This is a genomic window from Pseudoalteromonas sp. G5_S1_54_S4 (assembly GCF_054968565.1).
The window spans coordinates 18854-32103 of record NZ_JBQKUL010000029.1; the positions used below are offsets into that span (position 1 = coordinate 18854).

Sequence of the window (13250 nt, forward strand, 5' to 3'; positions counted from 1 at the left end):
CGGGTTGCGGGGAGCGGGCTACGGGGATCGGGTTACGAGCCTGATCCCGCAACCCGCTGTGAGTTTAATCTTGCTGTTGTTCCATAAATCGCTGTAGCTGATCTTTTAGGTTTGGTGGAATGCCCTTGATCACTAACGTATCAGTGGCTTCATTATAAGTTACACGCTCGCCTAAATGCTTACGCTCAAAACTGATACTGACTCCACCGCCAAGGCCTGAAAATTTAACCATGCTGGTTACCGTTTTTTTATCAACCGGGAATGACTCTTCTAAGTCATAGCTTTGCTCTTTACAAAAGCTTTCAAACGGGTTGTCATCGCCTTTGGTAAGCGTTGCTGAAAGTTCACTCACATTAGCTTCTTCACCCGTGGTAACACAGTCGTTACAGTAATCAAATACTTGCTTACGTAACTCGTCTTTTTCAGATTTATCAAACTCTTGCTCTGATAAGTAGTCTTCTACCGCATTGAGCATCACTTGACTTTGCTGCTTAGGATCAATGCCCTCTTCACAACCTAAAAAGTCTAAGAAAAAGTCAGCGACTTTACGCCCTGCACGACCTTTAATAAATGAAATATAACGATTGTCTTCTGTCTGGGTATCCCATGCGGTTAAGTCAATACGAGCAGCCAATTGCATACGCGAAATATCTAAATGACGCGATGCGGCTAAATCAAGCTCAGAGGTCATTGAGTAATGCTCTTTAATATTGATCATAGCAATCAACATATAATCAGTCGCCACGTACTGATAGTGACAAAATACTAAATAGCCCGTTTCGTTAAACGCATATTTATCTAACTCTTCTTTTAATACCGTTGATGCTTGCTCGGTCATATGCCAAAAGCCAAGCTCATTATTGCGATAGCTTTGCATGGTAGAGGCTACAATACTGTTTTTTTCGCCACTAAAAGCACAAAACCCTTTGCCTGGCTTGCCATTGTAGGCATGGTGTAATTGCTCAATGAATACAGCCACTTTATCGTTGATAGTCATTTCGTCGTTACGAAGGTGAATTTGAGTGTCGTCGTCTTTTTTGTCTACATAGTGAACGACTAATTTTTTAACATCTATTGCCATCTTTGTTTTTCACGCCTCTGGTGTTAAAATACGGGAATATAACTCTTTTTATTGAACCAACTGATGCCAATCTTATCAAAATACTCTAATGAAGAAGTAGAACAAATCGTCGATCAGCTTATTGATGTTTTATCAAAACATAATGCGCCGGTTGATTTAAGTCTTATGTGTTTAGGAAATTCTATCACGCATATCTTAAAAGAGCATGTACCAACAGGGAAAAGACAAGCCGTTACCGAGAACTTTGCAAAAGCACTCGCGCAGTCGGTTAAGTAAACTCTATGAATTTATCGCAGCACAACCAGTTTTCATCGAAAGCGAGTCAATTATTAAGTTGGGGTCATTGGTTTACATTTGCCAATATTGGCTTAGCGCTTTTAATTAGCTTAAGCTATTTATTTGCCGATTCACCACCGACCACTTATATGGGTATAACCTATATGATGGTTACTTGGCTAAGCCACACTAGCTTTATTGCATTTTTAGCGTTTGTGCTGACGGTTTTCCCTTTGAGTTTAGTATTCCCCTACCCACGGCATATACGTGGTATGGCAGCAGTGATTGCAACTGTCGGGGCCTCAATACTGACTTTAGACGCTTACGTCTACTTTAACTTAGGTTATCACTTAAATGCCTCTGCACTGCCTGAAATTATTTCACTGTTGTGGCATCGTGTAACAAACTCACCCGCACTTACTACCTTGCTAGCAGGCAGCATAGTGTTAGCAATATTAGCGTTTCAATTGACTGTTAGTAATTTTACTTGGCATCATTTAGGGCGTTTGAAACAGTTTAAATTTGCCCGTTATGCTGGTTCATTTTTAGTGATTTGTTTTGCGCTCAGCCACAGCATTCATATTTGGGCTGATGCCAATTTAAAATTTGATATCACTAAACAAGATAATGTACTACCGCTTTCGTACCCGACTACGGCAAAAAGCTTACTCGCTAAAAACGATTTGCTGGATGTTGAAAGCTACGAGCAAGCGCACAACGTTAAAATTAATAACCAAGGTATTAATTATCAAGCACCTGCTCCATTAGAAAAATGTGAAGATTACAGCGCAGCAAAAGTTGATATATTGGTGTTTGATAATGACGAGCAGCTAGCAAAATTTGTTGCCAGCCAACAAAGTATTTATAAAAACACGCAATTTTTACAACCCACCGATCATAGTGATATGTTATTTGGGCTTGTGTACGGCTTGCCAGCATTTTACAAAACGAACATTATTGAGCAGCAAACTTTACCCGTTTGGCAAAGCCAACGTCGTAGTGTGGAAGTGGCCGGTATTGATGAGCTGAGCTTTATTAACGAGCAAGCACACAAAGACAGTGCAATAAGAATTGTCAAAGGGGCTGAAAACGCCACTGTACGTGATGACGCTACTGAATTTTTTGCTTTTAGTATCTCGCAAAATAGCAATGAAATTGTAACCACGTCAACATTGTACAGTTCCGATAAATTTATTTCTAAGGTGAACGGTTTAATTCAGCCTAGCGATATTATCGCTACGAGCCTTGGCCAATACTTAAACTGTAATGCGCTTGCGCAACAAACTATGCTGGGCGAAAACTTGTACAGTAAAAGTAATAATATTGGGGTTAATTACTCGCAAGGCGTGGTGATTGCTTACAAAAAAGATAGAATCACGCTTATTGATCGTGATGGAAATTTTAGAAATATCTCTGCCGCTGAAGGATTTTCAATTGAACAAGGGCTTGATATTCCATTTTTAGTGCATGGTATTAAAAAGCTTAAAACATTTTCTCAATAGCACCTCATAATGCGAGCGAGTCATTAAAACTGACTCGCTTAGTTTCTGTTATTACTCCTTTGCACTTGCTATCCCCCCAAGCTAGGTTATAGTTTTTATCATTAAAAATTATTAACTCGATCAGAATATACAAAGGATAATCATTATGTTCAGCGTTATTAATCTGATCATTACTGTCTGTATTTTATGTTTTAGCTCTCTTGCATTAGCTCAAACCACCTATTTCAAGTGCGTCACTCCCAAAGGCACCACTTTCTCTCAGTTTCCCTGTAGTGATAATGCTACCTCACACACAATAACCGCCACTGAGCCTAAGCAAACCGGTAAAGAAATAAACTATACCAAACAGTTAAACGAGCTGGAACGAGATACGATTATTTCCAACCTAGAAGCAGAGCTGCGCAGTAATCAGCATAAGTTAGCAATACTTTTACGAGAAAAAGACAGGGCTGATTTTAAACAACAGCAGCGTTTAAATCATATATTGAGCGCAGATGATAAAAAGCGTATTAGCAAAGATATTAGAAACACACAGAAAAAATTAGATAAGCAATATAAAAAAGATAAAACATTGATTGAAAAGCGTATTAAAAAGTTACAAAAAGAGATTGATGCCTATCAACCTTAATCAGACTAACTTCAATAAATATCATCTTAATTAGCTTGGTTTTAAATATAAAATAACATACCCTTAACATCTATAGAGCATAAACTCTATTGTGTGTTTAGTGGTGTAATTTCCTTTGACCACCTTTTTCGGATTTAATACTAATACCAATTGCATTAAATTAGTGATCTATTATAGCGACAAAGAAATAAGTCGATAACAAGGCGAAAATTATGATACATAGTTGCTCTATATAAATAATTTTTAACGCAGCTAGCGGATTATTTAAAACGCTAGAATGATCATGTTTTTAATAAAATTGGTATAACCACCGGCATTATCCTAAACACCTAAAGGCGTCTATTAAGGAGTACTGATGCAACCACGCCAAATTGCTGAATTAATTTTAACCGGTTTTAAAAAGCATTATTTGCTGTTTCAAAGAACAACAGCCAAGGCTCCCTACGCTTTTGCTAAAAGAGACTGGCAAGCTATTAATGATATAAGTCGCCTGCGTATAAGCTATTACGATGATCGGGTAAACGAAACAACAAAAACACTAAGAGAACGCCAGCAAACAGACGCGCTAAACGAGAGCTTATGGCTTGAAGTGAAAAAGCTTTACCAACACTTTTTATGTTTTCATCCGCAAGCAGAACTTGCTGAAACATTTTATAATTCAGTATTCTGCCGCCTGTACCACCGCCGCTATTTTCACAATGACTTTATTTTTGTAGAAGCCACGCTCAAAGATGCGCCTTCTGTGCCCGTTGAAGCTGAATACCGTAGTTATTTTCCTGTTGTAGATGGTTTAAAGCCCACCATTAAGCGTATTATTAATCACTTTGATTTTAAGGCCGACTTTGTCAATCTAGAACGCGATATTCGTTTATTAGTTAAAGCCTTTTATAAACAAGCACCCGATACACACCACCAGCATTGGCAAATGCGTTTTGATATATTACATACCCCGTTTTATCGTAATAAAGCCGCTTACATTGTGGGGCGCGTTGTATCGCAAAGTGGCGTTCAGCCTTTTATTATTGCGGTGTTACACCATGAAGATAAAGGCCTCTATTTAGATGCCTTACTTACAAAGTCGTCACAAATGCGCGTTATTTTTGGCTTTGCGCGTGCCTATTTTATGGTAGAAACTCATGCTCCTTCAGCGTTAGTGCGGTTTTTAAATCAACTTATGCCTAATAAAACCCTCGCCGAGCTTTACAACGCCATAGGCTTTCATAAACAAGGTAAAACCGAGTTTTATCGCGAGTTTTTGAATCATTTAACCCATTCTAATGACGAATTTACCATTGCTCCCGGTACACCGGGTATGGTGATGATGGTATTTACCCTACCCTCGTTTGGTTATGTATTTAAAGTTATTAAAGATAAATTTGGTGAAAGTAAGCCGTTTGGTCGCGATACGGTATTAAAACGCTATCAACTGGTTAAAAGTCATGACCGTGTTGGCCGAATGGCTGACACCATAGAGTATTCAAACGTCGTATTTCCTTTGGCACGATTTGATAGTAACTTGTTAGCACAGTTGCACAAAACCATTGGCTCATCGATGGTGATTGAGGGTGACTGGTTAATCATAAAACATTTATACATTGAACGGCGAATGACACCGCTTAATTTGTTTTTAGAAAATGCAGACGAAAAAAGTGCCGCCGATGCCATTGAAGAGTATGGCCAGGCGCTTAAAGAAATGATTGCCGTGAATATTTTCCCTGGCGATATGCTGTTAAAGAACTTTGGTGTAAGTAAGCACAAACGTATTATTTTTTATGATTACGATGAAGTGCAATATTTAACAGACATGAACTTTAGAGCACTACCCAAAGCAAAAAGTTATGATGATTATTTGATGGATGAACAAAGTTACTCGGTTGCTCCGCAAGATGTATTTCCAGAGCAATTATGTACCTTTGTAATGCCTAACCCAACATATAAACAATTTTTAACCAGTACGCACCCAGAACTACTTGATGTGAGCTTTTGGAAACAAGCACAACAAAATATAAAAAATGGAAAGGTGAGTCATATTTATCCCTATCCTACAGCACAGCGTTTTATCCATTACTGGTAAACGTTAAGGACACACAATGAATATAAGTAAAATAGATTTAAATTTACTGGTTTACCTCGATACATTACTGCGCGAATGTAACGTTACTCGTGCTGCTAACCAGCTTAGTATTACTCAACCGGCAATGAGTAATGGACTTAAACGCCTACGTAACCTTTTTAACGATCCTATTTTAGTGCGTACCAGCGATGGTATGGTGCCGACCGAGCGCGCTATTGAGTTACAGCCTGTTATTCGCGGTATTTTGATGACGCTTGAAGAAACGCTAGCACCTAATCGCGAATTTGAAGCTAAACAAAGTAAACGCGTGTTTAGAATTATGGCCAGTGACTATGCAGCCAGTACCATGGCACCGCGTTTGTTAGGGAAATTACATGAAGAAGCCCCAGACACCACATTAGATATTTTAACGCCCAGCGATGTAACTTTTCATGATGTAGAAAACGGTAAAGTAGACATGGCAATTAACCGCTTTGAAAATTTACCGCAATCGTTTCATCATAAGCGAATTTGGAAAGATAGCTTTTGCTGTTTAGTAAGATCCGACAACCCTATTATTGAAAACTTTAGCCTAGATAGCTATTTAAAAGCCCGTCATATTTGGGTAAGTAAAACAGGCTTTGGTGTTGGGGTTGGCATGGATCCAAAAGATGTGCAAAAGCTGGGTTGGGTTGACGAAGCGCTCGCACATTTTGGGAAGCATCGAAATATTGCCACCTTTACTCGTAACTACCATGTTGCTATTCATTTAGCGAAAGAAAAAAACCTCGTGGCGACTTTACCCTCAAAAGCGGCCAATATTTATGTAGACGATCCGGGGCTTAAAATACTTGAACCACCCTTTCCAATTCCACCATTTGAACTTGATATGATATGGAGCCCTTTGTTACACAGAGATGCTAGCCATATTTGGTTACGTCAAAAAGTAGCCGAAGTAGCTGAAGAGCTTAAATAACCTTCTTACATGCTTTTATGTAAATTTTGCTTGCTAGCAGCATGTTAGCAAGCTTGCCTAGACCCCTCACAATAATAAAGCCATGAAAAACAATTAGTTAAAAAATAAAACCGCGTTGGAATGCCGCTTGCTCAGTTATCTATGTATTTTAAATTAACAGAGGTCATTATTATGAGCACCCATCAAGGACAAGAGATAAATCATATCACCGACATTATCCAAGTAATGAATAGCGGTATCGACTTTTACGAAAAAGCACAAGATAAAGTACAAGATCCTAGCGTAAGTGCATTATTTCAGCGCATGATCGACGCCCGCAAAGTAAGTGTTGAAAGCTTACAACCCTATGCAATTAATCAACAAGGTGCACGTGAAGATGGCTCTTCGTTCGCGGTAGAAGCACGCAGAGCATTTACCGCTTTGCTCAGTACATTCACTAGCGATAACGACCAAACCTACATTAAAGAGCTTGAAGAAGTAGAAGATAAAACCTTAGAAGAAATCAAAACAGCGTTAAAAAAGCCTCAATCACATGATTGTGAAGCGGCGCTGTCAAAGGTATTGCTTACCATGCAAAGCTGTCATGCTGAAATGAGTAAAATGCAAAAACATTAAGTTTAAAAACTATAAAAGGGCCTTACGGCCCTTTGGTTGTTAAATAACAATAGGAAAGTTATTAGGGTCTGTTGACCTTTTAAGGTTGAATTTGCAGCAGTCTGTTTGGTATTTAGGCAAGGCAGAGCCTATGTGGTGTGGTTATTCCCCATAAATAGGCGATAACGCAGCATCAATACCAAACAGGCGCTGCCCGAAGGGTTTTGCCTAGGGGCGATTTACCCTTTGTTGCCTACATGGATGTAGGTAAGGGGCGTGAGCAGGACGCGGAAGCTTTGCTCGGTTTTTACTTATTCTTACATGGATGTAAGCCAGTAGAATAACGCAGGAGCAGTTATCGAGCCCACTAGGTTACAAACCTCGCGCCGCGATTAAACCGCTCCTAGTTTGAACAAATTTTAATCCAAAAAGGTCAACAGACCCTTATTAAAAGCGGTATTCTGCACCTACGTAGTAGTAAGCACCGTTAAAACCAAATGGCGCTGAACGACGAGAGTACTTAAATACCCCATCACTGCTGACAATGGTATTACCTTGAGCATCTACAATAGTGCCTGAACGTGAATTACCTATGGTGTTTTCATCTGGATAAACATCAAATAAGTTATTTGCGCCAATATTTACCGATAAGTTATCAGTTACAAAATAATTAACTTTAATGTCAGTTAAAATTTCAGCACCGTAAGTCTGGCGGCCGCCATCTTCAACTGTGTACTCACCAAAACGATTAAGTGATAAATTAACAGTCCAATCGTCACGGCGATAAAGCGCACTTAAGTTAATGCGATCTTCTGGTTGCCATTCTTCAATGATAGAAATTTCTTGATCAGAAAACACATCATCGACTGGCACGGTTTCAAGACCAGAACCTGCAGGTGTAAATAACGACACCACATCGGTTTCGGTAAAGTTGGCCGCTAATGTAAAATCAAGTGTGCCGCCTAGGCCTTCTGTATTCCATGTAGCTACAAAGTCGATACCTTGCGTTTCTGTGTCAGCCCCATTTAAGAAAAACTGTCCTGCACCAGCACCCGAGCTCAGTAACGCGGCATCAAGGCTGTTTGATAAACCTTTGCCTAAGCGATTACTAATTACAATACGGTCGTCAATATCGATTGAGTAGTAATCAAGCGTTACATTAATATTATCGCTTACATTATAAACAATACCTAAACTGCGGTTTTGAGATTTCTCTTCTGTTAACTTAGGAATACCTAAACTTTGCGCCAGGGTTGAATCGTTTCTAAACGTGCCCACTTCTTCAGCCACTAAATTGCCATTAGGGCCAACAACAAACTGCGTGCTGATATTGTTAAAGTACAACTGCTGCATTGAAGGCGCTCTAAAGCCTGAACTTAATGCACCACGAAGTGAAATATCTTCGGTTAATGACCAGTTACCCGCGAGTTTAAAGTTAACTGTATCGCCAAATCCTTTGTAATTATCGTAACGTAACGCCCCTGAGATAATCACATCCTCAATAACGTAAGCTTCAACGTCTAAATAAAACGAGATCACATCGCGCGACTCATCAACCGACGATGCTGGCGATGAACCACCAAAGCCTTGTGTGCCACCTGATGCATTTTCGCTACCAATACCACCGCTCAGTCCATCATAAATATTAACACCATTGTTGGTATCGTAATCGCGGTATGCGTATTCACTGCCCTCTAGAATACGGTACTCATCGGTGCGTATTTCTGCGCCCATTGCAAATGAGTAATCATCAAAATTTTGAGTAAAATCAAGATTAATTGTTTGCAGTGATAACTCCATACCATACGCGTAACCTTCACGTGGAATAGTGGCGCGAATATCTGCGGCGCTCAAGCCTTGGTCGTAACGTAAGAAGTTGGCATAAGAGGCATTAATCGTATCGCTAGTGGTGTAATCAATGCTGTTTTCACCATAGGTGTACGATAAGTCTAAGCTTGAGTCGTTATCAAACTGCGTTTTATAACCAAAATTATATGAAATATCGTCAATCGTAGTGTTTATTTTTGGTAAAAAGCCAGCCGGAACTGTCGCATCACCATCTTGTAATACTGGGTTACCACCGGCATTGGCATTATGACGGAAAAATGCTGCTGATTCGTTATCACGCGTTGAGTAGGTAATAAAACCGTATAGTTCACCCGCTCCTAATTCGTAGCCGGTGTTAACCGTTAAACCAAATTGTTGAGAGTCGGCATCGCCAATTCTAAATGTATCGCGTGGCGCGGTTAGTTCACGCGGGTCGCCTGCCAGTAACGTGCCGTCACTGAGCTCAGTACAACCATAAAATTGACATGAACCATGAAGCCCTGCACGGTTAGTTGGTGCGCGGTCACGGTAGTTTATAGTTGTATTTAAATAACCATTGTCACCTAAAGCAAAGCCTTTATTAAAGTCGATGTTAACAGTTTCGCCATCACCTTCTGAATACTCACCGTAGTTAATAGCGGCTTTACCACCTTCGCTGCCATCTTTGAGCACAATATTTATAACACCGGCAATTGCATCAGAACCATATTGAGCCGCAGCGCCATCACGCAGTACTTCAATACGTTTAATTGCTGAGGCTGGAATAGCGTTCATATCGGTACCCGCCGTACCACGCCCCACCGAAGTATTAATATGAATAATACTGGCTTGGTGACGACGCTTACCATTGATCAATACCAACGTTTGATCTGGCCCTAGGCCACGTAGCGTTGCTGGTCTTAATGCGTCAGTACCATCACTGATAGATGAACTTGAAAAGTTAAAAGAAGGTGCAATAGCTTGAAGCATGCGGCCAACTTCTGTTTGGCCGGTATTTTCGAGTGCTTCTGCACTTAAAATATCAACGGGGACAGGTAAGTCTTCAACTGAGCGCCCTGCCACACGACTACCTACAATAGCAATTTTTTCGATGTTTTGTTCTGCGCTTTGTTCAGCGGCATTGATTCCTTGTGAATTAACTGCAAGTAAAGCAGGTAATACAGCTGCACTAACTCCTGAAAGCTTCATCATGTTGTTATCTTTCCTATTGATTTGTTTGAGTTTAATACTCAGTAAACCATTTTGATCAACAACCGCATCGAGCTGTGTCTCAGCCAGTAATGCTTTTAGTGCATCAAGTTGAGAATAAAATCCATACAACGAATTTGCTTCGTATTGCTTGGCAAGTTCATACGAAAAAACCACAGTTTGTTCTGTTTGCTTAGCAAATTCTATTAAGGCTTTGTCTGCTCGTTGCGCTTTTATATCAAATTGCATCATTTGCCCCTCGGTTTGACTTGCATACACACTGATACTAAAAAACAGCGGTGCAACAAGGCCAAATTGAGTTAAATGGCACGTATGGTTACTGCGCAACTTATATAAACAGTTAGCAAACAAAAATCCTCTATAGTTTTTTATCATTTTTTTAATCTTTAAATTACTTTTTACACTCTTATGAGCAACATTGATTAACAATGGTGTGATTTTCATTACGATTACCTATGATTTTTTTTGATATTTTAGGCTAACAACATGCTCGCCTAAACGTTCATGTTCAATCGAAAAATTATTTTGCAAGCTCTCTAACAGCCCTGCCACATCACCCGCTTTAAAAACACCGGCCACTTTTATACGGGCTAACTCATCAGATGATAGTTCAAACCGCGTAGCGGTATAACGGCTGACTTCGTTTAAGGCATCAACCAGTTGCTCACCATTAAATATCAACATGCCATTTTGCCAAGCTAAGTCACGCTGTACATCATCAACCGATAACTGTGTGATTGGTTTGGTAACGCTTTGTTCAATAATGGCTTTTTCACCGGAAATCACAATATTGGCATTAATTTGACGAATTTCATGATTGTTATTATCAGCTTGTTGATACGCTTTAAAATCATCAGCATTAACAGCAACGCTAGGATCGGTGATCATCACTTTACCCTCAGTAACAACCAGCTCTAGATCTGACGAAGTATTGCGCTGCACATTAAATACAGTGCCGAGAGCGGTAAAGCTTTTATCACCGGCCATCACGCTGAATGGGCGTAATGCATCTTTAGCAACATTAAAACGCCCCTCGCCACGACTTAGTAACAATTGCCTACGGCCTTGGCTATAAGCGACTTCCAATGAGCTATTGGTATTAAGTTGTACAATTGTGCCATCTGGTAAAACATAGGTTGCTTGCTCGCCAACTTTTGTTTTATAAATTTTTGTATAATTTACCTTGGCTAAATTTTTGTTGAAATTGCTATCTATATTTAGCAATAAATAGCTGCACATCATTAATGCAGCAACAATACTTGCTGCCATGCCAAATACATACGCAGGCTTTGTTTTGCTATTAGCCGATTGTTTATTTGGAAATAATACGCTGAGTTCATTAAGTACACTCAGGTCATCCCAAAGCTGAGCTAATTCATACACCGCATTTTGATGAGCAGTACTTTGTAGCATCCACAGTTTAAATTGTTCTTGCTCTTCTTTTGTAAGGCCACGGTCAATAGCACTGATCCATTGCGATGCTTTTTCTAATATTAATTCTTTTGAGGTAAATTGATGGATGTTATTCATTTTGCTGCCCTCATTATGTCCGCACTTTGTTGGCAATGGTCGCTCTCATCGTGTGACTGTTCGCGCATATATAGCATGGTATTTAATAACCCTTTGGCAATGTGTTTTTCTACCGTACTTTGACTTAGCTGCATTTGCTGTGCGATCTCTTTTTGGCTCATTCCATAGACTTTTTTTAAAATAAAGCACTTTCTTACAACAGGACTTAATTGCTCAGTCGCCCGACAAAATAATAAAAAACGCTCTTTAGAGGTGTATTCGTCTTCTAATTGCATTGATTTAAGCAATTTGGGGAGTTCAGTTTCGTGATTTAAAGGGGTACTAAATTTATTATCCCATTTAGCTATATGATTAAGTGCTAGGTGTTTAGCTGTTTTTAACATGTAGCTACGGGTGTATTGAATATCTTGCTTTAATTCAGCTTCATAACTTTTAACAAAGGTTTCTTGAACAATATCATCAACATCGTCAGGCAACACAATTTTAGACACGAAGCGCCGCAGTTGCGTGGATATGTCTGAGAATGTACTGGCTAATTTAAGTCCTCGAGCCACGTGGGTAGTCCCTTGTTATTATTATTACCGTAAGATTACGAGTTTTAGGGCTAATTACAAGGAGTTTTGTTAATTATTGGTTATTTATTAGTTGCTAACATACATAGTGCAATGTAAACGTATTACCTTTTAAAACTTTTTTAATCATTATGCCTGTTTGGTAAATATTGAAAGTTAGCGCAATTTTAGTTGATTTGGCTTTTTATAATGAGGGCAAACAGATATTTAGCTTAATTTTATTGGCGTGTTGTGTAGTAATTTAGTAGTCGCAACGCTACTATTAACGGATAGGAGTTACATATGAATAATCAAAAATTATCAGATTTTGAGCTTTATTTTCAAATTGATGAAAGTAATCGCGTCAATCTGTTTGCCGTAGATGATTCGGCTGTGCCAAAAAGCTTAGCTGAACTTGAGGCTGATATTCCGCCTTTATTTAAACTTGCTAACGAAGTAAGCAGTTTAGAGCAAAGCGCCTTAGGCCCTTTGCGTAATTTAGGTGATATTGCCCAAGAACTAACTACTTTTTTACAAGCTCAGTCGCGCAAAATAGATTTGATCATGAGTCATATTTTAGCCTCTGAACAACCAGAAGATAACTCAATCTATTGCGACAGTTACGGCGGTGGCGGCATTAAGTTTACCAGTGAACATTTGTATACATTAGGGCAAAAGTTTCGTACTAAACTTTTTTTACAACACGAGGCCTCTGCAGTGTATTGTTATAGCGAAGTGGTTGCCATTGAAAAACAAGATAATGAACATTACCAATATACCCTGTTATTTGTATCAATAAGAGACAGCGACCAAGAGCTGGTTGTAAGAGCCAGCTTACATGCGCAAACTCGCCAGCTTAAAAAACGCCAGCAACTTGAAAAAGCCAAAGAGAGTACAAACGATAAAAGCTAGCGTTTATTTACTTCTCAAATCGCTTTAAAATTGTGAGCCAAACGCTCATTTAGAAGTGACTTAGCAGTAATTGAACTGCTAAACTAGCCCCATCTTTATTTGTATTAAAAA

At 39.3% G+C, this 13250-nt stretch carries 11 protein-coding genes; 7 read left to right on the forward strand and 4 right to left on the reverse strand.

The window, feature by feature from the left end:
* Positions 1-64: 64 nt before the first annotated feature.
* Complete coding sequence (gene yejK, locus ACTRWE_RS11990) at positions 65-1081, reverse strand: nucleoid-associated protein YejK (RefSeq protein ID WP_462880079.1); 1017 nt, start codon at positions 1079-1081, stop codon at positions 65-67.
* Positions 1082-1144: 63 nt separating this feature from the next.
* Here yejK and ACTRWE_RS11995 point away from each other — a divergent pair, with 63 nt between their 5' ends.
* The 6 genes from ACTRWE_RS11995 (at position 1145) to ACTRWE_RS12020 (ending at position 7131) form a co-directional block, all read left to right on the forward strand.
* Positions 1145-1357, forward strand: a complete 213-nt coding sequence (locus ACTRWE_RS11995) for a YejL family protein (RefSeq protein ID WP_008109847.1) — start codon at positions 1145-1147, stop codon at positions 1355-1357.
* 5 nt (positions 1358-1362) lie between these two features.
* Positions 1363-2859 (forward strand): DUF3413 domain-containing protein, encoded by a 1497-nt coding sequence (locus tag ACTRWE_RS12000; RefSeq protein ID WP_013464687.1) that lies wholly within the window; start codon positions 1363-1365, stop codon positions 2857-2859.
* Positions 2860-3004: 145 nt separating this feature from the next.
* Positions 3005-3487, forward strand: coding sequence for a DUF4124 domain-containing protein (locus tag ACTRWE_RS12005; protein ID WP_462880080.1), 483 nt, complete (start codon positions 3005-3007; stop codon positions 3485-3487).
* 355 nt (positions 3488-3842) lie between these two features.
* A complete protein-coding gene (gene aceK / locus ACTRWE_RS12010) occupies positions 3843-5561 on the forward strand; it encodes a bifunctional isocitrate dehydrogenase kinase/phosphatase (RefSeq protein WP_013464685.1) in 1719 nt (572 codons plus the stop codon).
* 16 nt (positions 5562-5577) lie between these two features.
* The gene (locus tag ACTRWE_RS12015; RefSeq protein WP_028835763.1) at positions 5578-6516 is read left to right on the forward strand and encodes a LysR family transcriptional regulator; all 939 of its coding nucleotides are present in this window, start codon (positions 5578-5580) and stop codon (positions 6514-6516) included.
* 171 nt (positions 6517-6687) lie between these two features.
* Positions 6688-7131, forward strand: a complete 444-nt coding sequence (locus ACTRWE_RS12020) for a ferritin-like domain-containing protein (RefSeq protein ID WP_024601388.1) — start codon at positions 6688-6690, stop codon at positions 7129-7131.
* A gap of 426 nt (positions 7132-7557) precedes the next feature.
* On the opposite strand, the gene ACTRWE_RS12025 is transcribed toward ACTRWE_RS12020, so the two are convergent.
* From ACTRWE_RS12025 to ACTRWE_RS12035, 3 genes are read right to left on the reverse strand one after another with little or no spacing between them, the layout of a single operon-like run.
* Positions 7558-10590, reverse strand: coding sequence for a TonB-dependent receptor plug domain-containing protein (locus tag ACTRWE_RS12025; RefSeq protein WP_462880081.1), 3033 nt, complete (start codon positions 10588-10590; stop codon positions 7558-7560).
* A gap of 9 nt (positions 10591-10599) precedes the next feature.
* On the reverse strand, positions 10600-11676 hold the full coding sequence (locus tag ACTRWE_RS12030) for a FecR family protein (protein ID WP_462880082.1): 1077 nt from the start codon (positions 11674-11676) through the stop codon (positions 10600-10602).
* Positions 11673-12230 (reverse strand): RNA polymerase sigma factor, encoded by a 558-nt coding sequence (locus ACTRWE_RS12035; protein ID WP_013464680.1) that lies wholly within the window; start codon positions 12228-12230, stop codon positions 11673-11675. The genes ACTRWE_RS12030 and ACTRWE_RS12035 overlap by 4 nt, the downstream gene beginning before the upstream one ends.
* Positions 12231-12530: 300 nt before the next feature.
* Here ACTRWE_RS12035 and ACTRWE_RS12040 point away from each other — a divergent pair, with 300 nt between their 5' ends.
* Entirely contained in the window at positions 12531-13139 is a 609-nt protein-coding gene (locus ACTRWE_RS12040) for a PilZ domain-containing protein (protein ID WP_024601385.1), read from the forward strand.
* Positions 13140-13250: the final 111 nt, after the last annotated feature.

Excerpts from the sequence above, each read along its gene's own strand:
- ACTRWE_RS11995 (WP_008109847.1), top strand. The coding sequence starts at position 1,145 with ATGCCAATCTTATCAAAATACTCTAATGAAGAAGTAGAACAAATCGTC.
- yejK (WP_462880079.1), bottom strand. The coding sequence starts at position 1,081 with ATGGCAATAGATGTTAAAAAATTAGTCGTTCACTATGTAGACAAAAAA.
- ACTRWE_RS12030 (WP_462880082.1), bottom strand. The coding sequence starts at position 11,676 with ATGAATAACATCCATCAATTTACCTCAAAAGAATTAATATTAGAAAAA.
- ACTRWE_RS12040 (WP_024601385.1), top strand. The coding sequence starts at position 12,531 with ATGAATAATCAAAAATTATCAGATTTTGAGCTTTATTTTCAAATTGAT.
- ACTRWE_RS12015 (WP_028835763.1), top strand. The coding sequence starts at position 5,578 with ATGAATATAAGTAAAATAGATTTAAATTTACTGGTTTACCTCGATACA.
- ACTRWE_RS12020 (WP_024601388.1), top strand. The coding sequence starts at position 6,688 with ATGAGCACCCATCAAGGACAAGAGATAAATCATATCACCGACATTATC.
- ACTRWE_RS12005 (WP_462880080.1), top strand. The coding sequence starts at position 3,005 with ATGTTCAGCGTTATTAATCTGATCATTACTGTCTGTATTTTATGTTTT.
- aceK (WP_013464685.1), top strand. The coding sequence starts at position 3,843 with ATGCAACCACGCCAAATTGCTGAATTAATTTTAACCGGTTTTAAAAAG.
- ACTRWE_RS12025 (WP_462880081.1), bottom strand. The coding sequence starts at position 10,590 with ATGAAAATCACACCATTGTTAATCAATGTTGCTCATAAGAGTGTAAAA.
- ACTRWE_RS12000 (WP_013464687.1), top strand. The coding sequence starts at position 1,363 with ATGAATTTATCGCAGCACAACCAGTTTTCATCGAAAGCGAGTCAATTA.